This is a genomic window from Streptomyces sp. Root1304 (genome assembly GCF_001426405.1).
Taxonomy (GTDB): Bacteria; Actinomycetota; Actinomycetes; order Streptomycetales; family Streptomycetaceae; genus Streptomyces.
The window spans coordinates 83,247-107,170 of record NZ_LMEP01000012.1 but is presented as its reverse complement, the minus strand read 5'-3'; the positions used below and the strand labels follow the sequence as shown (position 1 = coordinate 107,170).

At 72.6% G+C, this 23,924-nt stretch carries 21 protein-coding genes and 1 tRNA gene; 9 read left to right on the top strand and 13 right to left on the bottom strand.

Annotation, left to right across the window (positions count from 1 at the left end; translation table 11 throughout):
* Nucleotides 1-149: 149 nt before the first annotated feature.
* Genes ASD33_RS13415 through ASD33_RS13405 form a run of 3 tightly spaced genes read left to right on the top strand, consistent with a single transcriptional unit; the run spans nt 150 to nt 2,357 of the window.
* A complete protein-coding gene (locus ASD33_RS13415) occupies nt 150-731 on the top strand; it encodes a helix-turn-helix domain-containing protein (protein WP_056558260.1) in 582 nt (193 codons plus the stop codon).
* A 19-nt stretch (nt 732-750) separates the two neighbouring features.
* Entirely contained in the window at nt 751-939 is a 189-nt protein-coding gene (locus ASD33_RS13410; RefSeq protein ID WP_056558257.1) for a hypothetical protein, read from the top strand.
* 29 nt (nt 940-968) lie between these two features.
* Entirely contained in the window at nt 969-2,357 is a 1,389-nt protein-coding gene (locus tag ASD33_RS13405) for an MFS transporter (RefSeq protein ID WP_079044750.1), read from the top strand.
* Here ASD33_RS13405 and ASD33_RS13400 read toward each other — a convergent pair.
* On the bottom strand, nt 2,290-3,093 hold the full coding sequence (locus ASD33_RS13400) for a S16 family serine protease (protein ID WP_056558250.1): 804 nt from the start codon (nt 3,091-3,093) through the stop codon (nt 2,290-2,292). The genes ASD33_RS13405 and ASD33_RS13400 overlap by 68 nt on opposite strands.
* Nucleotides 3,094-3,102: 9 nt before the next feature.
* Nucleotides 3,103-4,305, bottom strand: a complete 1,203-nt coding sequence (locus ASD33_RS13395) for an acetylhydrolase (RefSeq protein ID WP_107103713.1) — start codon at nt 4,303-4,305, stop codon at nt 3,103-3,105.
* 92 nt (nt 4,306-4,397) lie between these two features.
* Between ASD33_RS13395 and ASD33_RS13390 the strand changes: the two genes are divergently transcribed.
* Nucleotides 4,398-5,354, top strand: a complete 957-nt coding sequence (locus ASD33_RS13390) for a helix-turn-helix domain-containing protein (protein WP_056558247.1) — start codon at nt 4,398-4,400, stop codon at nt 5,352-5,354.
* Between the two features lie 33 nt (nt 5,355-5,387).
* On the opposite strand, the gene ASD33_RS13385 is transcribed toward ASD33_RS13390, so the two are convergent.
* From ASD33_RS13385 to ASD33_RS13365, 5 genes are all read right to left on the bottom strand, one after another.
* The gene (locus ASD33_RS13385; protein ID WP_015033894.1) at nt 5,388-6,029 is read right to left on the bottom strand and encodes a helix-turn-helix domain-containing protein; all 642 of its coding nucleotides are present in this window, start codon (nt 6,027-6,029) and stop codon (nt 5,388-5,390) included.
* 470 nt (nt 6,030-6,499) lie between these two features.
* On the bottom strand, nt 6,500-8,296 hold the full coding sequence (locus ASD33_RS13380; protein ID WP_079044749.1) for a DEAD/DEAH box helicase: 1,797 nt from the start codon (nt 8,294-8,296) through the stop codon (nt 6,500-6,502).
* Nucleotides 8,297-8,402: 106 nt separating this feature from the next.
* Nucleotides 8,403-8,795 (bottom strand): type II toxin-antitoxin system death-on-curing family toxin, encoded by a 393-nt coding sequence (locus ASD33_RS13375; RefSeq protein ID WP_056558242.1) that lies wholly within the window; start codon nt 8,793-8,795, stop codon nt 8,403-8,405.
* Nucleotides 8,792-8,980, bottom strand: a complete 189-nt coding sequence (locus ASD33_RS13370) for a hypothetical protein (protein WP_056558239.1) — start codon at nt 8,978-8,980, stop codon at nt 8,792-8,794. The genes ASD33_RS13375 and ASD33_RS13370 overlap by 4 nt, the downstream gene beginning before the upstream one ends.
* A 207-nt stretch (nt 8,981-9,187) precedes the next feature.
* Nucleotides 9,188-10,702: an MFS transporter gene (locus ASD33_RS13365; RefSeq protein WP_056558236.1), complete on the bottom strand. Its 1,515-nt coding sequence runs from the start codon at nt 10,700-10,702 to the stop codon at nt 9,188-9,190.
* Between the two features lie 180 nt (nt 10,703-10,882).
* On the opposite strand from ASD33_RS13365, the gene ASD33_RS13360 reads away from it, so the two are divergent.
* The 5 genes from ASD33_RS13360 (at nt 10,883) to ASD33_RS13340 (ending at nt 16,915) form a co-directional block, all read left to right on the top strand.
* Nucleotides 10,883-10,954, top strand: a tRNA-Cys gene (locus ASD33_RS13360).
* An 86-nt stretch (nt 10,955-11,040) separates the two neighbouring features.
* A complete protein-coding gene (locus tag ASD33_RS13355) occupies nt 11,041-11,424 on the top strand; it encodes a phage holin family protein (protein ID WP_107103712.1) in 384 nt (127 codons plus the stop codon).
* A 114-nt stretch (nt 11,425-11,538) separates the two neighbouring features.
* Nucleotides 11,539-12,444, top strand: coding sequence for a serine/threonine protein kinase (locus ASD33_RS13350; protein ID WP_056558230.1), 906 nt, complete (start codon nt 11,539-11,541; stop codon nt 12,442-12,444).
* 102 nt (nt 12,445-12,546) lie between these two features.
* Entirely contained in the window at nt 12,547-14,739 is a 2,193-nt protein-coding gene (locus ASD33_RS13345; RefSeq protein ID WP_056558227.1) for a serine/threonine-protein kinase, read from the top strand.
* Nucleotides 14,740-14,812: 73 nt separating this feature from the next.
* The gene (locus ASD33_RS13340; RefSeq protein ID WP_056558223.1) at nt 14,813-16,915 is read left to right on the top strand and encodes a serine/threonine-protein kinase; all 2,103 of its coding nucleotides are present in this window, start codon (nt 14,813-14,815) and stop codon (nt 16,913-16,915) included.
* Between the two features lie 51 nt (nt 16,916-16,966).
* On the opposite strand, the gene ASD33_RS13335 is transcribed toward ASD33_RS13340, so the two are convergent.
* From ASD33_RS13335 to ASD33_RS13310, 6 genes are all read right to left on the bottom strand, one after another.
* Nucleotides 16,967-17,656, bottom strand: coding sequence for a hypothetical protein (locus ASD33_RS13335; protein ID WP_056558220.1), 690 nt, complete (start codon nt 17,654-17,656; stop codon nt 16,967-16,969).
* Nucleotide 17,657: 1 nt separating this feature from the next.
* Nucleotides 17,658-19,976 carry a DUF6571 family protein gene (locus ASD33_RS13330; RefSeq protein ID WP_056558217.1) on the bottom strand — a complete coding sequence of 773 codons (2,319 nt, stop codon included), beginning with the start codon at nt 19,974-19,976 and terminating at the stop codon, nt 17,658-17,660.
* 36 nt (nt 19,977-20,012) lie between these two features.
* A complete protein-coding gene (locus ASD33_RS13325) occupies nt 20,013-20,369 on the bottom strand; it encodes a hypothetical protein (RefSeq protein ID WP_242426975.1) in 357 nt (118 codons plus the stop codon).
* A gap of 131 nt (nt 20,370-20,500) precedes the next feature.
* On the bottom strand, nt 20,501-21,694 hold the full coding sequence (gene mycP, locus ASD33_RS13320; RefSeq protein ID WP_347232289.1) for a type VII secretion-associated serine protease mycosin: 1,194 nt from the start codon (nt 21,692-21,694) through the stop codon (nt 20,501-20,503).
* Nucleotides 21,695-21,771: 77 nt separating this feature from the next.
* Nucleotides 21,772-23,286, bottom strand: coding sequence for a hypothetical protein (locus ASD33_RS13315; protein WP_056558211.1), 1,515 nt, complete (start codon nt 23,284-23,286; stop codon nt 21,772-21,774).
* Nucleotides 23,287-23,326: 40 nt separating this feature from the next.
* Entirely contained in the window at nt 23,327-23,818 is a 492-nt protein-coding gene (locus ASD33_RS13310; protein WP_242426974.1) for a hypothetical protein, read from the bottom strand.
* Nucleotides 23,819-23,924 lie beyond the last annotated feature (106 nt).

Below are 23,924 nucleotides of genomic sequence, written 5' to 3'. Positions count from 1 at the left end.
GGAGCGCCGCGGGGCGGCGAGCGCGAGGGGGGCGCGCGAGGGAGGCACGCGAGGGAGGCACGCGAGGGGTTCACGCAAAGGAGTGAGTGCAAAGAAGGAGTTGCAAAAAAGGGGTTGCAACTCTTCCTTTGCAATTCTACGGTTGAGTCATGTCCGAGCCCGAGGAATTCCTGAGCCGCAACCTCGACCCGCGCTCCCTGCGCGGGCTCGCCCACCCGCTGCGCATCCAGCTGCTGCGCGCCCTGCGCCGCCACGGACCCGCCACCGCCTCCCAGCTCGCGGACCGGCTCGGCGAATCCAGCGGCGCCACCAGCTACCACCTGCGCCAGCTCGCCGCCCACGGCTTCGTCGAGGACGACCCGACGCGCGGCAAGGGGCGCGAGCGCTGGTGGAAGGCGGCTCAGCAGGGCACGACGTTCGACGAGTCGCTGTACTCGAACCCGGACCCCGAGGTCCAGGGGGCCGTCGAGGTCTACGTGCACGAGATCGCGTCCATACACGCCCAGGAGATGTCGACCTGGCTCGGCACCCGCCACACCTGGGACGAGGCCTGGTACGGCGCCTCGAACATGAGCGACTTCACGCTCGCCCTGCCGCCCGAGCGGCTGCGCGAGCTCAACATGAAGATCCACGCGCTGATCAACGAATACCGCGACACCACCGACCCGGAGACGCCCGGCGCCGAGCGCGTCCGGATGCACCTGCACGCGTTCCCGCAGCACGAGAACTGACGGAAGGAACCACGCGACCATGCATGCCGACATCCACCTCCAGCTGCACCACCTGAGCGCCGCCGAACTCCACCGCACCGCCGACCGCACCGTCGAGCTCCCCGCCGCGGTCTCGCCGCCCCTCCGTGTCCAGCTCGGCTGGAAGCTCGTAGAGCTGGGGCTTCACCTGGTCACGCCCGCCGGTCGACCGGTCGCACTGGCCGCGTGACCGGGGCGGGGGGATCGGGGGGACACGACGTGACGACAAAACAGAACGACCGAGCACCACTGGCCACCGTCCTGGCGGCCAACGCCATCTCCATCAGCGGCAATTCACTCACTCTCATCGCCGTCCCCTGGTTCGCCCTGGAGACCACGGGCAGCCCCGGCAAAGCGGGCCTCGTCGCCTTCTGCGCCGCCCTGCCCGTCATACTCTCCGCGATCGTCGGCGGCCCCGTCATCGACCGGATCGGCCGCCGCCGGGTCTCCATCGCCTCCGACCTCGTCTGCGCCCTCGCCCTCGCCGCCATCCCGCTGCTCAACCACGCGGGCGTGCTCCGGTTCTGGATGCTGTGCGCGCTGATGGCCGTCACCGGCCTCTTCCACGCCCCCGGCGAGACCGCGCGCAACGTCCTGACACCCGACCTGGCCGAACGGGCCGGCACCCCGCTCTCCCGCGCCACCAGCTTCTACGACGCCGTCTCGCGCGGCGCCCGGATGACCGGCGCCGCGCTCGCCGGTCTGCTCGTGGCGCTCCTCGGCGCCGACACCGTCCTGTACATCGACGCCGCGACCTTCGCCGTCTCCGCGCTCCTCGTCCTCCTGGGCCTGCGCGGGATACCCTCCGCCGAACCCGTGCGCGGAGCACCGCCGTTGTCCCTGAGGGTGTACCGGGCGGACCTGCGCGAGGGCTACTCGTTCCTGCTGCGCACCCGGCTGCTCCTCGGCGTCAACATCATGGTGATGATCACCAACGGCCTGGCGCAGAGCTGGAGTTCGGTGCTGCTTCCGGTGCATGCCCGGGAGGAGCTGGGCGGTTCGGCGGCGCTCGGCCTGCTCGTCGCCGTCTTCGGCGGCTGCGCCCTCGCCGGCGCCCTGCTCTACGCGGCGGTCGGCCACCGCTTCCCCCGCCGTCCCGTCCTCGCCATCGGCTTCCTCCTCTGCGGCGCCCCGGTGTACGTGACGGCGGCCGTCACCGACACCACCCCACCGCTGCTGGTCGTGATGGCGCTCGGCGGCCTCGGAGCCGGGGTGCTCAACCCGATCCTCGGCGCCGTCTTCTACGAGACGGTCCCCGAGAGGCTGCGCAGCCGGGTCGGCAGTGCCAGTACGGCCAGTGTGCTGCTCACGACCCCGCTCGGCGGGCTCGCGGCGGGATTCATGGTGGAGCGGGTGGGCATCACGACGACGCTGCTCAGCCTCGCGGGGGTCTACTTCCTGGCCACGCTCTGCCCGCTGGTCTTCCCCTCCTGGCGGGGGATGGACGCCCCGCGCGATGCGCCGACCGACGGCGGGCCGACCGCCGACAAGGACGGGGGAAGACGCGACGGCAAGGGCGAGGGCAGCGCCGAGCGCGACCTCAGCAGGACGGAACCTTCGACTCCTGTCCCTGTTCCAGGTTCCGGAGGGACGACACCGCGTCGCTGAGCGCGGTGACGGGGACGAGCCGCAGCCCCTTCGGCAGCTCCGCCCGCGCGTCCGAGCACTCGGCCTTCGGTACGAGGAAGACGGTGGCCCCGTCGCGGGCGGCGGCCTGCGTCTTGAGGGAGACGCCGCCGACCGCGCCGACCGTGCCGTCCGGTTCGATCGTGCCCGTGCCGGCGACGGTCCGGCCGCCGGTGAGGTCACCGCCGTTCCCGTCGCCGTCGAGCTTGTCGACGATGCCGAGGGAGAAGAGCAGCCCGGCGCTGGGCCCGCCGATGTCGGCGAGGTGCAGGGTCACCTTCACCTTCTCGGGGTCCTTCTTGAGGTAGCCGAGGGCGGCGAGGGCGGCCGCGTCCTGCGACTCCTGCATCTGCCCGAGGTTGTGCTTCTCGATCTCGGCGTCGGACTTCCCCGAGGGGTAGACGGAGTCGTGCGGCAGGACGGCCCGGTCGGTGCGGAACCAGGCGTCGGTCACGTCCGCGAGGTCGACCTCGGTGGACGGCCCGGTGGCGAGGATCGTCGTCATCCGCAGCTGCCCCTGGGTGGGGCGGACCGGGGCGCCGGTGATCGTGATGACCTCCCGCCCCTGGTCCTTGCCGAGCACGTCGGCGGTGGTGCCGGGCTGCGCGATGGCGAACGGCAGCGGCGCGAGCGCGACGACGGCGAAGAGCGCGGCGACCGGCAGCGCGCACACCGCGAGCGCGCGGGGACGGGAGAGGCGGGAGAGACCGGAGAGCACGCCCCCAATCTACTGGGACGCGGGCCGGTGCCGGGCCGGGGGCGCGGGGACCGGCAGCTGCCCGACGAAGAAGGACCGTACCCGGCGGCGTACGAGGGCGAAGGCCACCGCGGGGTCGGCGGGCCCGATCAGCGCGGCCCTGGTCTCCGCGGTGACGAGCCCGGCGGCCTGGAGCTGCGGGACGAGGAAGGCGTAGTCGCTGAAGACCCAGTGGTTGGCGCCGGTCAGTGTGATCCGCGGGGCCGGGATCCCCGCCCAGGAGGATTCGAGGCGGCCGGCGTGCTCGAATCCGTCGGTGCGGAACATGAGCAGCGGCCGGTCGAGGCCGTCCAGGGCGGCCGGGTCGAGGTCGAGGTAGCCCTCCAGGTTCACGCCCGCGCCGATCCGGTCGTCGGCGGCCAGGGCGTGGACGGCGGCGGTGCCGCCCGCCGAGTGCCCGTAGACACCGATCCGGCCCAGGTCCATGAACGGGGCGAGGGGCAGGCTCCCGAGCCGGCCGAGGACGAAGCGGAGGTCGGCGACCCTGGTCTCGATCATGGTGCGGAAGGTCGCCGGGTCCGGGTCCCCGCGCAGCACGGTGTACCGCATCCCGCTGGGCAGCTCCACCTGGCTCGCGTCGCCGGGGTGGTCGACGAGGACCACGACGTGCCCGTGGCTCGCCAGGTCCTCGGCGAGGCTCGTGCCCAGGGTGCGGGAGTCGCCGCCGCCGGGGACGTAGAGGAGTACGGGGCGGCGCCCGGGGAGGGCGGGGGCGTTCAGGTGCCCGTGGGTGAGGACCGCGCCCCAGTCGGCGCCGCCGGCCGGGAGCCCGGGGTGCACCATGGGCGCGAGACCGGTGAAGTCCTCCGCCTCGGTGGGGGTGAGCTGGGGGACGCGCGGGCAGCCGCGGACCGTGCGGGCCGGGTACAGGACGCTGATCTTGACCTCGCGTACGCCGCTCGCGGGCTCCCACGGGTCGGCCCGGGTGGTGTCGGTGAGGACGTGGGTGCGGAGACCGACGCGGTGGGGGCCGGTCGGCGCGGGCAGCCGCAGGGCGGCCGGATCGGCCGCCCGCGCGGGGGCGGCGCCGAGGAACGTGGCGGCGGCACCGAGGAGAGCGGCCCTGGTGACGGTGCGGCGGCTGGGCGCGAAGCCGGTCGGCGTGCCGGAAGGGGTGTCGGCCGGGGCGCTGCCGGACGCGATGCGGTGGGCTGGTGCGATGCGGTGGGTCATGGACGGCATCCTGGAACGGGGTGGGGGACGTGCGCGAAGGTTCAGGCCCGGCCCGAAAGGCTTGCGGAACGACGACGGAGGGGGACGGACGGGTGTTGCGCATCCATTTCACGGCGGAGGACCTCACCCGGGTGCGGTTCGCGCCCCGGCCGTCCCCCCTCCCGGAGCTGCACGCGGCACTGATGATGCTCGGCGCCCCGCACGAGGGGCTGCTCTTCGGGAGCTGGCGGGGCAGGGTGCTGCGCGCGCTGCCGGGCGCGGCCGAGCCGCTGGCGGAGCTGGTGCCGGGCGGGGCGGCCCCGTACTTCCTCGACGTCCTCGGTGAGACCCGCGAGGAGGGCTTCGCGCTGATCCGTGAGGCGCGGCCGGATTTCGTCCGTTCCGAGCTGGCGCGGGTGTACGCGGGCGGGGGCCGCGTACCGCCGTGGATCCGGGCCCTGCACGACGGGGAGGCCGGGGCCTGGCGCACGTTCGACCGGGCGCAGCGGGCGGCGTACGAGGCGGTCCTCGCCCCGGTGTGGCCGCTGGTGCAGGACCTGCACCGGGCGGAGTTCACCCGGCACGCGCTGACGGCGGCCGAGCGGGGTCTCGAAGCCGCCCTGACGGCCGTGGTGCCGGGCTCGCGCCTGCGGGACGGGGTGTGGGAGTGCCCGGGTGCGCCGCGCGAGGTCCGGCTCGACGGCCGGGGCCTGGTCCTGCTGCCGACCTTCCACTGGCGGGGCGGCCCGCTGGTCCAGGACCTGCCGGACCGCCCGGTGGTCCTCACCTACCCGGCGGGCGGGGGCCTGCCGCCGGTCCCGGGCACCGCCGCCCCGGCCGAAGCCCTGGCGGCGGTCCTCGGCCGCACGCGCACGGAGCTGCTGTACGCGCTGGAGGAGGGCCGTACGACGACGGCGCTGGCCCGCAGGCTGGGCGTCAGCAACGCGACGGCCTCGGCCCACGCGGCGGCGCTCCGCGCGGCGGGCCTGATCACGACCACCCGCACGGGGAGATCGGTCCAGCACGAACGCACGGCCCTGGGCGGGCTGCTGGCGGCACCGGCGCCGTAGGCGTGGCCGCCGCAGCGGTCGCGTTTCCGCGTCCTACCGCAGCGCGTCCGCGACCTCTCGGGCGGCGTCGACCACCCTCGGGCCGACCCGTTCCGGCACCGCGTCCGCGAGCATGACGACGCCGACGCTGCCCTCGACCCCGGTCACGCCGACCAGGGGCGCGGCCGCGCCGCTCGCGCCGGCCTCCAGTTCGCCGTGGGTGAGGGTGAAGCCCGGTTCGATCAGGCCGCCCTGGCGGGCGGCGAGGATGGCCCGGCCGGCCGCGCCCCGGTCGAGCGGGTGGCGGAACCCGGCCCGGTAGGCGACGTGGTAGTCGGTCCAGGTCGGTTCGACGACCGCGACCGCGAGCGCCTCCGCCCCGTCGACCAGCGTCAGGTGGGCCGTCGCCCCGATGTCCTCGGCGAGCGAGCGGAGCGCGGGCAGCGCGGCCTCCCGCACCAGGGGGTGGACCTGGCGGCCGAGCCGCAGCACACCGAGGCCGACGCGGGCGCGCCCGCCGAGGTCGCGGCGGACGAGGGCGTGCTGTTCGAGGGTGGCGAGCAGACGGTAGACCACGGTCCGGTTGACGCCGAGTTTGTTGGACAACTCGGTGACGGTCAGGCCGTGGTCGGTGTCGGCGAGCAGTTTGAGGACTCTGAGTCCCCGGTCGAGCGTCTGGGAGGTCTCCGCGGTCACGACGCCCTCTCCTTCGGAGTGAGTGGCGGCGGGCTCTCACGGGATCGCGACGCCGGTCCCGTCGGCGACGCACGTCAGAGGCCGCCGGCAGGAAGGGGTACACCGGCTGCGCTCCGCGGCGGCGCTGCCACGGGGCGATTGCTTTTGAGCCGGGACAGTAGCGACCCGCTCCGCTCAGCGGAAGACCTCGTCCAGAATCCGGGCGCCGACGACCGGATAGAGACGGTTCGGGACCTTCGTCGGTCGCACACGGGACTTTGGCGGACAAGATCGGCTATGTCGTGCCCGTAGCGTGGAAGGTGCCCGGAGGCCGACCGTGGGGGCCGGTCTCCGATGCCGGTCCCGCAGGCCGGTCCCGCACATGCCGGTTCCGCCGCGGTGGGACGAGTGAGGCCCGTACGAACGCCGTCGTACGGGCCTCAGCCATGTGCTCCGCGGGCGGCCTCAGCCGCATCCCCCGCCGCCGCGGGTCACCGCATCCGGGTGGCCCACTCCTGGACCTTCTTGATCCGCTCACGGATCTGGCCGGCGGTGGCCTCCGCGCTCGGCGGGCCGCCGCAGACCCGGCGCAGCTCGGTGTGGATCACGCCGTGCGGCTTGCCGGTCTGGTGGACGTACGCGCCGACCATCGTGTTGAGCTGCTTGCGCAGCTCCAGGAGTTCCTTGTGGGAAACGACAGGGCGTCGCTCGGCGGGAAGTTCGAGCAGGTCCGCCTCGTCGTCCGGCTTCTTGCGGCTGTGCGCGATCTGCCGGGCCTGGCGCTTCTGCAGCAGCAGCTGGACCTGGTCGGGTTCGAGCAGGCCCGGGATGCCGAGGTAGTCCTGCTCCTCCTCGCTGCCGGGGTGGGCCTGCATGCCGAACTCGGCGCTGTTGTAGAGGACGCGGTCGAAGACGGCGTCGGACTCCAGCGCCTCGAAGGGCAGCATGTCCTGCTCGCCGGTGTCCTCGTCCTGCTGGCGCTCGGCCTCCGCCAGCTCCTTCTCGGACTCGGCGTACGGGTCCTCGTCCTCGCCGGCCCGCTTGGGCTTGTCGAGGACGTGGTCGCGCTCGACCTCCATCTCGTTGGCGAAACCGAGGAGGCTGGGGATCGTCGGAAGGAACACGGAGGCGGTCTCGCCGCGCCTGCGCGAACGCACGAATCGTCCGACGGCCTGCGCGAAGAACAGCGGGGTCGAGATGGTCGTCGCGTACACGCCCACGGAGAGGCGGGGTACGTCGACGCCCTCGGACACCATGCGGACGGCGACCATCCAGCGGTCGTTGTTCTCGCTGAACTCGTCGATGCGGTTCGAGGCGCCGGTGTCGTCGGAGAGGACGACGGTGGCCTTGGTGCCGGTGATCTCGCGGATCAGCTTGGCGTAGGAGCGGGCCGAGTCCTGGTCGGAGGCGATGACGAGGCCGCCCGCGTCGGGGATCGACTTCCGGACCTCGGTGAGCCGCTGGTCGGCGGCGCGCAGCACGTTCGGCATCCAGTCGCCCTTGGCGTCCAGCGCGGTGCGCCAGGCCTGCGAGACGGCGTCCTTCGTCATCGGCTCGCCCAGGCGGGCGGCGATCTCGTCGCCGGCCTTGGTGCGCCAGCGCATGTTGCCGCTGTAGGAGAGGAAGATGACGGGCCGGACGACGCCGTCGCCGAGGGCGTTGCCGTAGCCGTACGTGTAGTCCGCCGACGACCGCCGGATGCCGTCGTTCCCCTCCTCGTACGTGACGAAGGGGATCGGGTTGGTGTCGGAGCGGAAGGGGGTGCCGGTGAGGGCGAGCCGCCGGGTGGCGGGCTCGAAGGCCTCCAGGCAGGCCTCGCCCCAGGACTTGGAGTCACCGGCGTGGTGGATCTCGTCGAGGATGACGAGGGTCTTGCGCTGCTCGCAGCGGTTGCGGTGGAGCATGGGCCGGACTCCGACGCCGGCGTAGGTGATGGCGACCCCGTCGTACTCCTTGCTGAGCGGCCCGGCGCTGTAGTCCGGGTCCAGCTTGATCCCTATGCGCGCGGCGGCGGCGGCCCACTGCTTCTTGAGGTGCTCGGTGGGCGCGACGACGGTGATCTGCTGCACGACGTGGTGGTGCAGCAGCCAGGACGCCAGGGTCAGCGCGAAGGTCGTCTTGCCGGCGCCGGGGGTGGCGACGGCGAGGAAGTCACGGGGCTGCTCCTGGAGGTACCGCTCCATCGCGCCCTGCTGCCAGGCGCGCAGCTTGCCCGCGGTACCCCAGGGGGCCCGTCCGGGGAAGGCGGGAGAGAGGTGATGGGAGGAGGTGGTGGTAGTAGTCACGATCTCCGGGTTCGACGCTCGTCCAGATATGACAACCGGGCCACCTTACCGGTGCGGGTGTCTCGCCCCACCCTCGGCGAGGGTGTGGCGAGGTCGCTTGAGACAGTCCTCACAGCTCCCGAAGACGCCGCGCGATGCCCGGAATATCCGCCTCGGTGCCGGCTGCGACGTCGATGACCAGCGCATACGCGCGGTCCTCGTCGGCCTCGGCGAGATCGACTCCGTTCACGGCGAGGAAGGTCGCCGCGGAGAGCCAGGCGGCGCGCTTGTTCCCGTCGACGAAGGGGTGGTTGGCGGCGAGCGCGTGGAGCAGGACGGCGGCCTGCTCCCAGAGGTCGGTGTAGGCGCTCTCGCCGAACATCCGCGCCCTCGGCCGGTGCACGGCGGACTCCAGGAGCCCCGGGGCCCGCAGCTCGGGCCGGCCCTCGCCGGTGAAGGCGGTCCGGGCGATCCCCTCGACCTCGGCGACGGTCAGGAACCGTGTGGTCGCGGACGCGGTCATGCGCCGAGCCTCCTCAGGAGGGAGCCGTGCCGCAGGGCGAGACGCAGGGCGTGGTGCCGTACGACGGTGGCCTCGACGTCCAGAAACCGGGCGAGGGCCTGCTGGGCCAGCTCCTCGGGGGTGACGCCCCGGGCGTCGGCGAGATCGGCGAACCCGTCGCCGACCGGAAGGGTGATGTCACGCATGACGTGAGGGTAGGGGGGTGGGTGGGGTGGGGGCGACGGGTTATGTGGCGGGGGCGGGGGGCTCCCCGCCTCGCGAGCGGCGGGCCCTTCCGCCCATCCGATACGCCCCACGGGGCGCCGGGCGCCCAACCTGGCGCCACCCCGGCCAGCGCCTTGGCGCCGCCCCGACCGCCCCCCGAGCCACCCCCACGCGACTCCAGGTCACCCCTACCCCCGCGCCGCCCCCTCCGTCCCGTGCAGCCGGGTCGCGACCCACGCTCCCACCGCCGCCACCCCCGCCATCGGCAGGAAGACCGCCACGAAGGCCCCGGGGTGGGAGCCCGTGCCCGTCGCGGTCGTGACCGCGTGGCCGACCGCCCCGCCGCCCAGCGCCGCGAACGCCGCGCCGCCCGCCGCGAGCAGCAGCACGTTGGAGAGGCCGTCCGAGATCTGGAGGGCGGCCGAGTTCGCGCCGACCTCCTCCGGCGCGGACAGCTTCATCAGCAGCACGCTCGTGGAGGCGATCACCGCGCCCATGCCGAGGCAGCCGAGCGCCCAGGCCACCGCGAGCACCCACACCGGCACCGCGGCGATCAGCACGGTCGGGGCGGCGGCGATGGCGAGCGCGACGAGGACCATGCCGAGGACGACGAGCTTCTCCCGGTACGGCTCCGTCCACGGCCGGGCCTGGATCCAGGAGCCGAGCGCCCAGGTGAGGCCGCCCATGGCGAGGGAGAGCCCGGCCAGGGTGGGGCTCAGGCCGCGCTGGGTGACGAGCATCAGCGGTACGAAGGACTCGGCCGCGATGAACGCGCCGGCGGCGATGCCCCGCAGCAGGACGACGGACGGCAGGCCGCGGGCGGCCCGGCAGGTGCCCTGCGGGAGCAGCCCCCGGACGGCGGGCACGAGGAGGGCGACGCCGGCGGCGGCGGGGACCAGCGCGAGCCAGCGCAGCTCCTGGCCCGCGTACTGGAGGAGCGCCGCGCCCGCCGATATGGCGAGCGCGAGCCGGATGCGGCGCCGGTCCCAGGGGGCTACGGGCACGGTCGGGTCGGCGGGGCCGGAGGCGGTACGGCGGATCGCGGGGAGCGCGAGGGCCAGCGGGAAGACGACGAGGACGGGGATGCCGAGGAAGACCCAGCGCCAGCCGAGGTGCTCGGTGACGGTGCCGGAGGCGAGGGGGCCGACGACGGAGGGGACGACCCAGCTGGCGGCGAAGGCGGCCATGATCGCGGGCCTGAGGTGTTCGGCGTAGGCCCGGCCGACGATCACGTACAGCGCGACGATCACGAGCCCGCCGCCGAGGCCCTGCACGGCCCGGCCGAGGATGAACAGCCACATGGTGCCCGCGGTCCCGGAGAGCAGCAGTCCGGCAGCGAAGGCGCTGATGCCGACGGTGAGGGGCGCGAGCGGCCCGCTGCGGTCGGACCACTGCCCGGCCAGGACCATGGCGAAGAGGCTGGTGGTGAAGTACGCGGAGAAGGCGAAGGCGTAGACGGACACGCCGTTCAGCTCGCGGGCGGCGACGGGCATGGCCGTGCCGACGGCGGTCGCCTCGAAGGCGATGAGCAGGACGACGGAGACGATGCCGATGCTGAGCGCCCGGTGGGCGGAGTCGAGGACGGAGTCCTCGGCGCCGTCGCCGTCGGGGACGGCGGTCCTGGGGGCGGGGCGGGGGGCGACGTCGGCGGTGACGGCTGTGTCGGGGTCCGCCGCGGCGTCGCGGGGTTCGAGGGCGCTCATTCCCCCAGAGTAAGAGGTCAATCGCCCGGTGACCCCTGTCAGGAGTCCCGGTCGGCCTCAGTCCTTGGCCGTACGACTGTGAACGGGGTGTGGCAGCGCCGTTGCAGTCGCGTGGCACACCCCGGGGAACCCTTGAGCCCCTCCCGGCGGCCGCCCTACGGTCGTACTCATGCACCGCACGACCGTGTGCCCGAGTGGTTGAGGGGCTCGCCTGCAAAGCGAGTTACGCGGGTTCAATTCCCGCCACGGTCTCTGAAGGGTCATCGCCGACGACCGGCCTCGATGATCTTCCTTACGGAACCTTCACATCCGCCGTTCGGGTGTGCCACAGTCCGCGCATGAGCGATCAAGGCAGACGCAAGCTGGGCGTCCTCGTGGGCGTCTCCCTCGCCGGGGCCGTACTGCCCGGCATCACGCTGGGCCCGGAGACCGTCGACGCGGCCTTCTCCGTCCTCTTCGCCACCGTGGTCCTGGCGGTCCTCACCCAGCTGATCCTCATCGGCCCGTCCGGCCGCGTCCCGCTCTCCGCGCTGCTGGTCTTCGGCCTGGCGGGCTTCGTCCAGGACGCCCTCATCTGGTGGCTGATCTCCTGGCTGGCCCCGAAGATGTCCGACCTCCGCGTCGAGGGCCTGGGCACGATCCTCCTCGCGGCCCTGATCACCCGCGCGACGGTGGTGCTGCTGTCGCAGCTGTCCCCGGCCGGGGAGACGGCGGAGGACTGACGGAAGAGGGTCAACCTCTCCCCGCCCCTCCGGGCGAACCCACCTCCCCCGTCTCGATAGGCTCGGCCCCGCCCCCGTCGTCACGGGGCGCACGGACGACGGGGGGCAGGAACGGTGGAACGGGCGCGTACACAGCAGGAGTCCGCGCGGCGGATCGGCCCGTACCGGCTGATCACCCGCCTCGACCCGCCCCGTCCCGGATCCCCGCTCCCCTGCCGCCGGTTCGTCGCCCGCAGCGAGGACGGCGAGCAGACCGTGCTGCTCAACGCCCCGCTCCCCGGCACCGATCCGAGCCGCTTCGCCGTCGAGGCCGACGCCGGCCGCCGGCTCATCGGCCCGTGGATCGCGCCGGTGACGGCCATGGCGGGCCCCGGCGAGGCCCCCTGGTACGCGAGCCCCTACGTCCCCGCCCTCCCGCTCCCCGTAGCCCTCGCCGTCCACGGCGGCACACTGCCCGAGGCCACCGTCCGGGCCGTCGGCGCCACCCTCGCCGAGGCGCTCGCCGCGGCGCACGGCCAGGGCGTCACCCATGCCGGGGTCTCCCCCGCCGCCGTCCTGCTCACCGCGGACGGACCCCGCCTGAGCTGCTACGGAGCCGTACGCGCCGCCTCCGCCGACGGCGAGCCCCGCACCGGCCTGCCGGGCCTCGACCCGGGGGCGCTCGCCCCCGAGCAGGCCTCGGGCGGCCGGCCACGACCGCCGGGCGACATCTTCGCGCTGGGCGCCGTCCTCGCGTACGCCGCCACCGGGCACACCGTGCCCGAACGTGACGAACTCCCGCCCGCCCTGCGCCCGGTGATCGCCTCCTGCCTGGCCCGCGACCCGGCCGACCGGCCGACGGCGGCCGCCCTGATGACGGCCCTCGCCCCGCCGACGACCCACGGGACGGTACTGAACTCGGCCGGCTCCCTCCTCGCCCCGGGCTGGCTGCCGGGCCGGGTGGTGGCGGCACTGGCCCGCCAGTCCGCGGAACTCCTGGCGGCGGAACTGCCGGCGCCGCCGGAAGCGGTACGGACGTGACGGGGACCGGGATCACGGGCTTCGTCCCCGTCCCGCTCTCCCTCTCCCTCCCCCTCCGCCCCTCCCCGCTCCCCTTCCCCCGGACCTGACGGATCTCATCCCATGCTGTCGCCCCTCACCCACGACGACCCGGTCGCCGTCGCCACGTACCGTCTCCTCGCCCGCCTCGGCTCCGGCGGCATGGGCACGGTCTATCTGGCGCGCACCCCCGGCGGCCGTACCGTCGCGCTCAAGACCGTGCACGCGCGGCTCGCCACCGACCCGGCGTTCCGGGCCCGTTTCCGGCTGGAGACGGACGCGGCCCGGATCATCGGCGCCCGGCACGGCGCGGCCGTCGTGGACGCGGACCCGCTGGCCGAGACGCCGTGGCTGGCGACCGAGTACGTCCTCGGCCCGCCGCTGGACGACGCCGTCGCGCTCGGCGGCCCGCTCCCCGAGCCGACCGTCCGCGCCCTCGGCGCCGCACTCGCGGGGGCGCTCGCCCAGCTGCACTCCTCGGACGTGGTCCACCGCGACCTCAAGCCGTCGAACGTCCTCGTCACCGCGTACGGCCCGAAGATCATCGACTTCGGCATCGCCCGGGCCGCGGGCGACGACCACCTCACGCGTACGGGGGCGGCGGCCGGCACGCCCGCGTTCATGTCGCCGGAGCAGGCGAGCGGGCAGGAACACCCGCCGGCCGGTGACGTGTTCGCGCTCGCGGGTGTCCTCGTCTTCGCCGCGACGGGCCACGGCCCCTTCGGTACGGGCTCCGCCGCGGACCTCCTCTACCGCGTCCGGTACGCCGAGCCCGACCTCGGCGGCGTACCGGAAGGGCTCCTGCCGCTCCTGACGGCCTGCCTCGCCAAGGACCCGGCGGCCCGGCCCACCACGGCCGCGCTGGTGGACCACCTCCACGACGGCCACGGCGAGTTCGCGGACCACCTCCCGCCGCTCGTCCTCACGGACATCGCCCGCCGCGCGACGGACGTCTGGCTGCACGCCCCCCACCGCCTCCCGGCCCCCGCGGGCTCGGCCACGGCGGAAACCGTCCCGGACGCCCCGCTGTCCCGCCGCCGCCTGCTGACGACGACGGGGGCGGCGGTGCTGGGGCTGGCGGGGGCGGGGGGTGGGGTGTGGGCGTGGCTGGGGTCGCGGGAAACCCCCGAGTCCACCAACGGCGCCCCGGCTTCCACGGGTCCCACCGCCGTGCCGGCCCCGACGGCCGCCGACGGGTCACCGGTGGCGCTGTGGCAGGGCACCTCGCTCGACCGCGAGGAGAAGACCACGCAGCTCCTCGCCGGCGATGTCGTCGGCTTCGCGGAGACCGTCGAGTTCCGGGCCCTCGACCCGAAGGACGGCCGCGTGCTCTGGTCCGACAACGCGGTCTCGGAGCCCCAGCAGATCACCACCGACGGGACCTCCTTCTATCTGTCGGACGGCCCCTACGAGGGCCCGGGGGCCCTGAAGATCCGTACGCTCGAGCCGCGCACCGGCAAGGAGGCGGCCCCGCAGATCGTCCTCAAGGGCTTCGACGGCTCGAACTCGGGCACCGAACTCCTCACCGCCGCCGGCGGCATGCTCTTCGCGTCCTCGCGGCGGGGCAAGAAGGAGACCGACCCGGACGCGAACGAGCGGGACTGGAACCTGATCGCCGTCGACCTCCGCACGGGCAAGGAGGCCTGGCGCCGGCCGTACGAGTGGGACGGCGTCCGACCCTGGCTCTCCCAGGTCGTCGGCGACCGGCTGATCCTCGGCAAGAACAGCGGTGACCTGGATTTCTTCGTCGTCCAGGCCCGGGACGTGCGCACCGGGCGCCAACTCTGGCAGCGCCGTATCGCGCTGAGGGACTCCCAGTCCTACAAGCCCGGCCAGCTCGCGATCGACGAACGGCACGTGTACATCGGCGGCGACAGGCTCCGCGCCCTGCGCCTCACCGACGGCACGACCGCCTGGGAGTACGGCTCCGGTTCCACCTCCTTCGGCCTGCCGGCCGTCGGGCGGAACGACATCGTCTACGCGCAGGAGCGGAGGGAGTCCCCCGGTCTCGTGGCCGTCGTGGGTACGAAGGGCACGTTGTTCTGGACGGAGCGCCCCTCGGACCGCGCGCTGACCCCCGACTACCTCGCCGCCCCCGTGGCCGGGGACAGGTTCGTGTACGCCCCCGTCCACGGCGGCCTGAGCGCGGTCGGGATGACGTCGAAGCGCTCGATGTGGGTGTTCCCCACCGACGCCAGCCGTTACGTCGTCGACAAGGAGCGGACCCGGATCATCGGGGCGGGAGCGACGTCCGTGATGGCCATCCCGTACGCGTGACGGACACCCGCCCGCCGTGTCCTCCCGCCCGTACTCCTCCCCGCCCCTCCACTCCCGACCCGGAGACCAGCCCGTGACCACACAGACCCTCGCCACCGGCGACCCGCTCCGGCTCGGCCCGTACCGCCTGCTCGGCGTCCTCGGCGAGGGCGGCATGGGCAAGGTGTACATCGGCCGGGACGCCGACGGGGTTCCCGCCGCCGTCAAGGTCCTCCGCCCCGAGCTCGCCCACGACCAGCACCTCGCCCAGCGGTTCGTCCGCGAGGCCGACATGGCGCGGGCCGTCACGAGCAAGGGCGTGGCCCGGGTCCTCGGCGCGCAGACCGAGGGCGGACGGCCCTGGATCGCCGCCGAGTTCCTCGCCGGTCCGACGCTCGACGAGGCCGTCCGCGCGTACGGTCCGCTGGACGTGCCGGCGGTCCGCACCCTCGCCGCCCAGCTCGCCCGCACGCTCCACGACATCCACGCGGCCGGTCTGATCCACCGCGACCTCAAGCCCGCGAACATCGTGCTCACCTCCACCGGCCCCCGGATCATCGACTTCGGCATCGCCCGCCCCGAACACGGCCTCACCCTCACGACGACGGGCCAGATCCCGGTCACCCCCGGGTACGGTGCGCCGGAGCAGGTCCTCGGTCAGCGGGTCGGCCCCGCCTCGGACGTCTTCTCGCTCGGCGCGGTCCTCGCGTACGCGGCGAGCGGGCGGCGCACCTTCGACGGCGCGCACGTGGCGGCGGTCCAGTACGAGGTCGTGCACGGCACCCCGGACCTGAGCCTGGTGCCCCCCGAGCTCCAGGAGCTGATCGGGCCGTGCCTGGCGAAGGACCCGGCCCACCGTCCGCAGCCGCCCCGGATCGTGGAGGCCTTCGCGCCGCCGAAGGGCGCCGACCGGGCGTGGCGCAAGGGGCCGCTGGCCGAGGACATCAAGCGGCGCGAGGCCGCCACGAAGCGGCTGACGGCGCCCGCCGACACGGCCGTGACGTCCGCTTCGCCGTCCCGGCGCCGATTCCTCACCGGCGCGGCCGTGACCGCGGCGGTGCTGGGGGCAGGGGGCGGGGCGGGCGCCTGGTGGCTGAGCCGGGGAGAGGGGAAGTCGCCGACGGCCGATGTCCCGCCCGCGGTGCCGACCCCGGAGGCCGCGTTCATCTCGGCCATCGACACCGAGCCGGGCACGTCTCCGGACGCCCTGTGGGGGCCGTTCGACGTGGTGGCGCCGGAGGGGGAGCTCCCCCTTCCCGTACGGGACGTGGTCGTGGTCCAGGCGAAGACGGGCGGTCTGCTCGCCCTCTCCGTCACCAGTGGCAAGGAGCGGTGGCGGGCCAGGGACATCGACGCCGACGCGGGCTTCGTCTCGGTCGCCGACCGGCTGGTCGTGGCCGTCGACAAGAAGGGCGTCCTGAACGCGTTCGTCGCCTCCACCGGGGCTCCCGTCTGGCAGACCGGGGAGAACGTCGACGACGTGCTCGCCGCCGACGACACCCATGTCTACCTGGCGACGAAGGACAACCAGCTCCACGCCGTCAACGCCTGGACCCTGGCGACGACCTGGTCCCGGCCGATGCACTCGCCCCGCTCCCACAACGGTCCCGCCAAGGCGGCCGTGGGCAGGCAGAGGCTCGTGGTGCACGGCCGGGACGGCCGGGTCGCCGGGCTCTTCACCGAGAACGGCGAGACCGACTGGCAGGTCACGAACCAGGGCACCGACGGCCAGGCCCCGGCGATCGGCGGCAACACCGTCTACCTCGGCGGCCACACCCTCACGGCCCGCCGCCTCGACCGCGGCGACTTCCTGTGGAAGGACGAGACCCTCCGCGACGCCTCGTACCCGGGCTACGGCACCCCGGCCGCCGACGGCGAACTGGTCGTCGCGGTCGACACGTACACCGTCTCCCGCCTCGGCACCATCCCGGACATCAACAGCCCGGAATCGAAGTGGTCCAAGGTGCTGGACGGCTACGGCGAAGGCAGCGTCAACCCGCCGGTCGTGGAGGGCGCGACGGTCTGGGTCCACTCCCCCGACAGCAAGTCCGTCGAGGTCATCCACAAGGTGTCGGGTGAGAGCCTCTTCACCGTGACGATGCTGCGCACGGGCTCCTACCAGCTGGCGAGCGACGGCAACCGCGTCTTCATCGCCCGGGGCGGCCGGATCGGGGCGCTGCCGGTGTTCGGGGTGTAGGAGCCCGGCGCGTCCCGGACCGACCGCGAAGCCGATCGCGTCCGGGACCGGCTACGAAGCCGGCGACGGGTTCGGGACGGTCTTGAGCTCGCCCGTCGCGAGGCCGTCCCCCTGGCAGCCCAGTTCCTTCGACACCTTCCGGGCCGCCGTGTTCGTCAGGGTCATCAGGCGGTCGCGCTGCTTCAGGTCCGTCTCCGGGGTGCCGGGCGGGCCCCACACCTTCACTTCGACGACGGTCTTCCGGGCGGGGGCCGTGAGACCGCAGGAGAAGTAGACGTAGCCGACCGCCGAGGAGGAGAACGCCTGCAGCCCCGAGGCGTAGGACGTCACCTTCTTCGCGTGCTCCGCGTTCAGGCCCGGGGCCCCCTGAGCGGGGGCCAGCCGGACGGAGAGGTCGTTCTCCACGCTTCCGGCGGCGTGGAGATCGCAGTACTTCACCGGCTGCGGCCGGTAGGAGTCGGCCAGCGGCGCGCGGCTCGCGTCGCGCAGCAGGCCGAGCGCCTCCTCCGGCTTCGGCGAACCCTCCTCGAACCGCTCGGCCCCCAGCGCCCCCTCCAGCGCCGCCGTCGCGGCCGCGTCCCCGGCGAAGACTCCCCCGCAGACCGCGGCCGCCGAAACGCCGCCCGCCTTCTCCGTACCGTCGCCGTCGCCGCCGCCGTCGCTCCCGCTTCCGCCGGAGCAGCCAGTGAGGACGGCGGCCACGGCGACCGCCGCACCGATCCTGGTCAGTGCAGACCGCATGTCAGTCCTTCTCGTACGGGTCGGGCAGCGAGTTGTCCCGCGCGTGCAGACGCGAGGTCCGGACGTAGTTGGCCAGTTCCTCGTCGAGGTAGTTGCGGTCCTTCTCGCTCCAGCCGTCCGCGTTCGCGTAGGCGATGCCCGGCCTGAGCGAGTTCTCCTTGCCCATGGCCAGCGCCTCGTCGCTCAGCTCGTCGGACTTCTTCTTGAGCAGCTCGTCCTTCTCGTACTTCTCGCCGATGTCGTCGGCCTCCATGCCGATGAAGGTCACCACGGCACCGCCCACCGTCTCGGCGGCCAGTGGTACGAGTACGCCACCGGCACCGCCGGTCAGCGCGACGACACCGCCCGCGGCGACCGCTCCCACCCCGAACTTGACCCATTCGGTCGTCTTGCCGACGGCCTTCTTGTGCTCCTCGGAGTCCTTCTCGTAGTCCTTGTCGATCTGCGCCATGCGGGTCTCGTCCAGGATTCCCTGCGCCTCGGAACCGACCCGGAGGGTGGTCCGCGCGTCGGTGAGGTCCCGGTCGTCGAAGGGGGTTCCGGGCTTGGGGCCCACCTGGTCGAGGACGCTCGTCGTGTACAGCGACTCGGCCGCCGACAGGGTGGAGTGGCCGGTCTCGCTCTGCGACACGATGCCCATGAAGTTGACGGCGTCGCCGCGGTTCCAGAGCAGCTTGGTGTCGAACTCGGAGCCGAACCTGGACCCGCCCTTGCCGTCGTTGAAGCCGAACGGCGAGTTCTTCTTCTCGTCCATCGTCGTGTCGCTGTCCGTCTCCAGGGAGCGGTTCAGCTCGTCGATGTAGGCGGCGCCCATCTTGCCGAGGCTGTCGTCGATGCCCGGCTGGGTGTGCATGACCTTCGGGTCGCTGCCGTAGCGCTCGACGACCTTCTGCATGACCTCCGCGTTGTCCTTGGTCCGGACGTCCTTGAGGCCCTCGGTGTCGGCGTCGTACGGGTGGCCGGTGGTCGCGGACTCCAGGGCGTGGCCGAGCGCGTCGTAGCCGGGCTCCTTGGTGCGGTCGCCCTTGTCGTTCAGCGACTCGGGCCACTCGCGGTCCTTGCTGAAGTAGTCGAACGGGTCGAGCTTCTTGTCGTCCTTGGTGTTCTCGGGCGTGAGGTCGATGGAGCTGTTGAAGAAGTCCGTCGACGCCTTCGGGTTGTGCCCGAGGCCCTCCATGAAGCCGACCATGGGGTCGGTGCCGAGGTCGCCGCCCTGCCAGTTGAGGTGGTTGGGCATGCCGCTGAGCTGCTGCCAGGCGCGGTCGGCGGGCAGCCGGCCGTCGTGCGTCATCTTCCGTTCGGTGATGACGAGGCCGTTGCCGTAGTCCTTGAGGAACTTGTCGTCGTAGTCGCCGACCCGCATCAGGTTGCTCATGACCTGGAAGCCGTACGGGCTGGTGCCGCGCGTCTGGATCGGCTCGCTGCCGGCCTTGATGACGTCGGCCTTCCACTGCTCCATCTCGGGGCTCGTGGAATGGGTCGCGGTGGCGAGCGTCAGACTCCAGTTCGTCTGGAGTTCCTTGAGCTTGTCGCGGTGGTCGACGCCCAGGCGCGAGCCGTCGCTCGGGTCGCCCATGTCGGCCCAGTACTCCATGCTGCCCTTCGGCCCGACCTCCAGGGCGAACTTCTCGGCGAAGTACGGGTCCTTCTGGTTGGCCTTGAAGAGGGCGTTGAGCTTGTCGATCTCCTCGGGGGTGGCGTCGTCGCCCTTCTTGTACAGCTCGTAGGCGGCGTGCGCGTCCTCGGCGTCCTGGGCCTTCGAGGCGGCCTTGAGGGAGTCGTAGCTCGTGTCGGAGAAGTTGTTCTTGTCGTTGCCGACGAGTCCGCGCAGGGCGCGGGAGGCCACGTCGTCGGCGTCGTCGGCGCGGGTGATCGCGGCCTTGATCGCGGCGCGCATCGCCTCGAAGTCGGCCTGCTCCGGCTTGGGGCCGTCGTAGTCCTTGGCCCGGCGGTCGGGGTGGATCAGATAGCTGACGACACCGTCCTGGTCGATCCGGATGCCCTTCCCAGGGGCCTCCGCCACCAGCTTCTCCAGCTCGCTCTTCGCCGCCTGGAACTCGCTCTGCGCGTCCCGGAGGATGTTGCGGATGCTGGTCGCCTCGGTCAGGGCGTCGCCGAACTCCTTGGCGGTCTTACGGACGAACGCCTGCGTCACGCCGGCGTTCTCGCCCTTCCAGTCGGCCTTCTCGGCCTTCCCCTGGAGGCCGGTCTCCGCCTTCTCCTTGGTCTTCCCCAGCTTGGTCACCGTCTCCGACCAAACGGTGACCGCCTCCTTGAGGCTGCCGAGCCGGGCGTGGAGGACCTGGTCGAACTTCAGCATCTGTATCCCTCGTCAGCCGCTGTTACCGGCGTCGGCTCACTTGAAGTGCTTGTCGATCGTGGACATGGAGAAGTTCGTCACCAGCACTTCTTCGTGGTTGTCGTGGCTGATGACGGTGTCTTCGAGGTGGTTGTGGATGTGCGCGCAGGCGCTGAGGAGCGTCTCGGCCTGGCCGCGCCAGGTGTCCCACATGGTCCACATCGCCGAACCGGTGCGGAAGCCGTCGCCGTCCAGGCTGTTGGAGGCGGTGTCGGTCTGGGCGCCGGCGTGGAAGGCGTCCCGCTCGAACCAGTGGAACAGCTCCTGGGCCTCGTTGCCGACGGCCTTCAGCTCGGCGGAGGTCACCTTGTAGTCGGTGGCACCACCACCACCGCCGCCGGGGTCGGTGGGCACGCTGTTGAGCCTCATCGCAACGCTTTCGCTGCGGACTTGGCTCCACTCCTCGTCGAACGACATGTGCTTCCCCATGGGTGAGTGACGTACGGCCTGGCGGCAGGCGGGCGGTCGGGCTACGGCGGGCGGGCTCAGCTCCGCCGCGAACGGAGGACGGGAACGGCGACGGCGGCACCGATGAGCACGGCGGCGCCGATGCCGAGACCGATCCAGAGGCCGGTGTTGCCGCCGCTGTCTTCGGTGGCGGCGGCCTGGGGGGCCGGGGCGGGGGCAGGAGTGGACTCCGACGGGGCCGGGCCGGCCGACGACAGGTCGGTCGGCGTGGCGGTCGGGGTCTGGGGGGCGGCCTCGGCGAGGTCGTCGATGGGCCGGACGTCGGCCGGGCCGGGGTCGCCGGGCGTCTTCAGGGTGCGGAGGGGGCGAAGGGCACCGAAGCCGACGTAATCACTGCGCTTCTCACCCCCGCTGGGCCCGGCGACGGTGTTGAGCATGACCTTCAGGACCTGGTTGTTGGTCCAGTCGGGGTGCTTCGACCAGAGCAGCGCGGCGGAGGCGGAGGCGAGGGCGGTGGCGTCACTGGTACCGACGGACTTGCAGAGGCCGGTGCCTCCGCTGCAGGCGTGCACGATGTCCACACCCGGGGCGACGACATCCACCTGGGGGCCGTGCTGGGACATCGGGATGCGCTTCCCCTTGTTGTCGGAGGCGCCGACACCGACCACACCGGGGGTCGCCCCCGGGTATTCGACGGCGTTGCTCTTGTCGCCGCTGTTCCCGACGGAGGCGAAGACCAGGGAGTCCTTGCCCAGGGCGTACTTCACCGCATCGGTGAGTGCCTGCGAACCCGTGGTGGTGCCAAGGGAGATGTTGATGACCTTGGCCCCGGAGTCGGTCGCATACCTGATCGCCTGAGGGACGATGCGGTTGAACCTCTCCTCGCCCTCGACCATGTTGGTGTCGCCCCCGGAGACACCGGGAACGCGGACGGGGAGGATCTTGGCACCCGGCGCCAGGCCGAAGGCTCCGTTCCCGCCGTCTCTCGCGCCGGTACCGGCGATCATGGCGGCAAGGCCCGTACCGTGACCGTCGTAGTCGGTGAACTGATCTCCCGACTCTTCCTTCGACGCGAAATCCTTGCCTTCCAGCACCCGGCCACGAAGGTCCGGGATGCTCTTGTCCACACCGGAGTCGATCACCGCGACGGTCACGCCCTCGCCGGTGCTGAGCTGCCAGATCTTCTCGGCCCCGAAGGCGTCCAGATGCCACTGCTTGGCCCGAACGCCCTCCGCGTGGGCGGGAACGGATGCGATGCCCACCAGCAGCATCCCCAAGGCGGCCGAGGCGGTGACTCGGGCACGGCTCCGACGAATACTGCTGGTACGCATCTGCTTCCTCGCGCTGATCAGTCGATGACGGGCGGCGCCACGCGGCGGCCCTGCTGCCAGGTCTCCTCGTCCTCGACGAGGTAGTCGGGACGCTCTCCGTTCTGCTCCTCGCGGTCGCCGGGCTTCGTGGCGCCGCCGCGCACGAGGCCGGAACCGCCCGGCGTGAACGGGCGGCCGGCGCCACCGGTGGCGCCGGCGCGCTGCGCCTTGCCGCCGACGACCCCGCCGGTCTCACCGGCGAGGCGGCGTCCGCCGCTGATGCCGCTCTGGCCGGCGCCCGTGCCACCCATGTGGCCGCCCATACCGCCGCCCATGCCGCCGCGGCCCATGCCCGTGCCGTTGCGGCCGCCGGTCTGCTCGTTGCCGATGACGGTGCTTCGCGGGAGGCCGGTCTGCGGGCGCCCCTGCGAGTTGGGCACCGCACGACCGCCGCTGATGCCCTCGCGGGCGCCCCCCAGCGGACCGGGGAGGCCGCGGCCGGTGCTCAGCGGGTTGCGCGTGCCGCCGGTGACGGGGCCGGTGGGAGTCAGCGGCCCGGGGCCGCCCTTCCCGGTGAAGGGAGGGACGCCGGTGGGCGTCACGAACGGGGGCGTGCCGCCGTCCGGCTTGGTGAGCGGCGGCGGGCCGCCCGGGGTGTGCGTCGTCGGGTTGGTCGTGGTCGGCTGCGGGAGGGTGTCCACGCTGTCGATGCCGAGGTCGACGGGCGCGTCGGGCCGGACCTCGGGACGGATGACACGCGTCGGTCCGGTCGTGTCCTGGGACGGCGGCACGGAGGTCTGCGTGTCGGACGTGGCCCGCGTCGTGTCCTGATACGACCGCGTCTGCTGCGTCGTCGTCGTACCCGAGTCCGTACCCGTGGAGCGGGTTTCGTTCTGCGGGGAGTAGCCGATGTACTCGGTACCGCCCCGGCCGTCCCGGTCCTTCGGAACGAACGCCCCGGGCGGCGGAGGGAACGTCGGCGGCTGCTGGTTCGACATCTGCTGGCTGTTCCAGCCGTACGTGGACGAGAGCCGCTCCATCTCGGCAGCGGCCGCCAGCCGGTTCTTCTCCTGCTGGCCCTCGATGACCGCGAGATCGTCGCTCGCCTTCTTCGCCTCGCGGGCCACGGTCTGCGCGTCCGGGTCGTTGTGGTACTTGATCGCGGCTTCCAGGTTCGCCTTGGCGCTCGCGTACGAGGTGTACCTGGGGATGGCACTGGCCGCAGCGCCGATGGCCTCGGCATTGCCGTCCATCCAGTACGCACCGTTGTCGCTGTACGTGCCGAGATCCGAGGTCGACTTGGCCACCGAGAGGGCCCACTCGGAGAACGCCTTCTCCGCCTCGCCCTCCCACTCCATGTCCTTCATGCGCCTGACGAGCAGATCGGCCATGTCCGTCAGCTTCTGGCCGGTCGAGCGCAGCACGTCGGCCGCGTCGCCGACGTAGAACGTACTGGCCTCGTCGAGCCACGCCAGCATCGTCTGGTGATCCATGGCGCGGAAATTGGTCCCGCTGTACCCGCCGCCGCCGTCGCCGCCGTCTGCCGGAATCATCCTTCGCCTCTTCCCCGTGTCCCCGATGTCTCGTGCGCGCCTACTGGTAGGAGCCGCCGTCGCCGCCCGAGGTGCCCTCGCTGCCGCTGTCCGCCGGCTTGCCCTGGCCGGCACCCTGCTGCTGCGCCTGCGACTTGTCGTGCGCGTCCTTCGTGCGTTCGTAGATGCCGCGCATCTTCAGCTTGATGTCCTCGTCCATCGCCTCGATGCCGCCCTGGGAGGCCACGACCGCGATGCCGAGCCCTTCCAGGCAGTCCTTGAGGAGCTTGGACAGGTCCACCAGGCTCTTGCGCACCTTGGCGTACGAGGCGTAGGCGCTCTGCGCCTCGGCCCAAGCGGCGCCGCCACCACCGAACTTGCTCCGGTCGATCGCCGACACGGTGCTGTTCGGACCGGCCGTCAGCGTCATCGTCGCGTCGAGCTCGGTGATGAGCTTGTCGATCCCCTTCTTGAACTCAGCCATGGAGTCGGCGCTGTACTTGACGGCCTGCGTCCGCATCCCGGACGTCATCCCATCCAACTCAGCTCGCATGTCCGTGTCCCTCCCCCGTGAACCACCATGCCGTGCACGGCACACATCCAGAAGTCCACTGTAGTCAGGAACGACGACAGTCCGCATCTCCCGGTTGCACAAGCAA

Coding starts and splice junctions, on each gene's coding strand:
- ASD33_RS13310 (WP_242426974.1), bottom strand. CDS start 23,818: ATGCGAGCTGAGTTGGATGGGATGACGTCCGGGATGCGGACGCAGGCC.
- ASD33_RS13355 (WP_107103712.1), top strand. CDS start 11,041: ATGAGCGATCAAGGCAGACGCAAGCTGGGCGTCCTCGTGGGCGTCTCC.
- ASD33_RS13335 (WP_056558220.1), bottom strand. CDS start 17,656: ATGCGGTCTGCACTGACCAGGATCGGTGCGGCGGTCGCCGTGGCCGCC.
- mycP (WP_347232289.1), bottom strand. CDS start 21,694: ATGCTGCTGGTGGGCATCGCATCCGTTCCCGCCCACGCGGAGGGCGTT.
- ASD33_RS13345 (WP_056558227.1), top strand. CDS start 12,547: ATGCTGTCGCCCCTCACCCACGACGACCCGGTCGCCGTCGCCACGTAC.
- ASD33_RS13410 (WP_056558257.1), top strand. CDS start 751: ATGCATGCCGACATCCACCTCCAGCTGCACCACCTGAGCGCCGCCGAA.
- ASD33_RS13365 (WP_056558236.1), bottom strand. CDS start 10,702: ATGAGCGCCCTCGAACCCCGCGACGCCGCGGCGGACCCCGACACAGCC.
- ASD33_RS13375 (WP_056558242.1), bottom strand. CDS start 8,795: ATGACCGCGTCCGCGACCACACGGTTCCTGACCGTCGCCGAGGTCGAG.
- ASD33_RS13415 (WP_056558260.1), top strand. CDS start 150: ATGTCCGAGCCCGAGGAATTCCTGAGCCGCAACCTCGACCCGCGCTCC.
- ASD33_RS13330 (WP_056558217.1), bottom strand. CDS start 19,976: ATGCTGAAGTTCGACCAGGTCCTCCACGCCCGGCTCGGCAGCCTCAAG.
- ASD33_RS13370 (WP_056558239.1), bottom strand. CDS start 8,980: ATGCGTGACATCACCCTTCCGGTCGGCGACGGGTTCGCCGATCTCGCC.
- ASD33_RS13395 (WP_107103713.1), bottom strand. CDS start 4,305: ATGACCCACCGCATCGCACCAGCCCACCGCATCGCGTCCGGCAGCGCC.
- ASD33_RS13315 (WP_056558211.1), bottom strand. CDS start 23,286: ATGATTCCGGCAGACGGCGGCGACGGCGGCGGCGGGTACAGCGGGACC.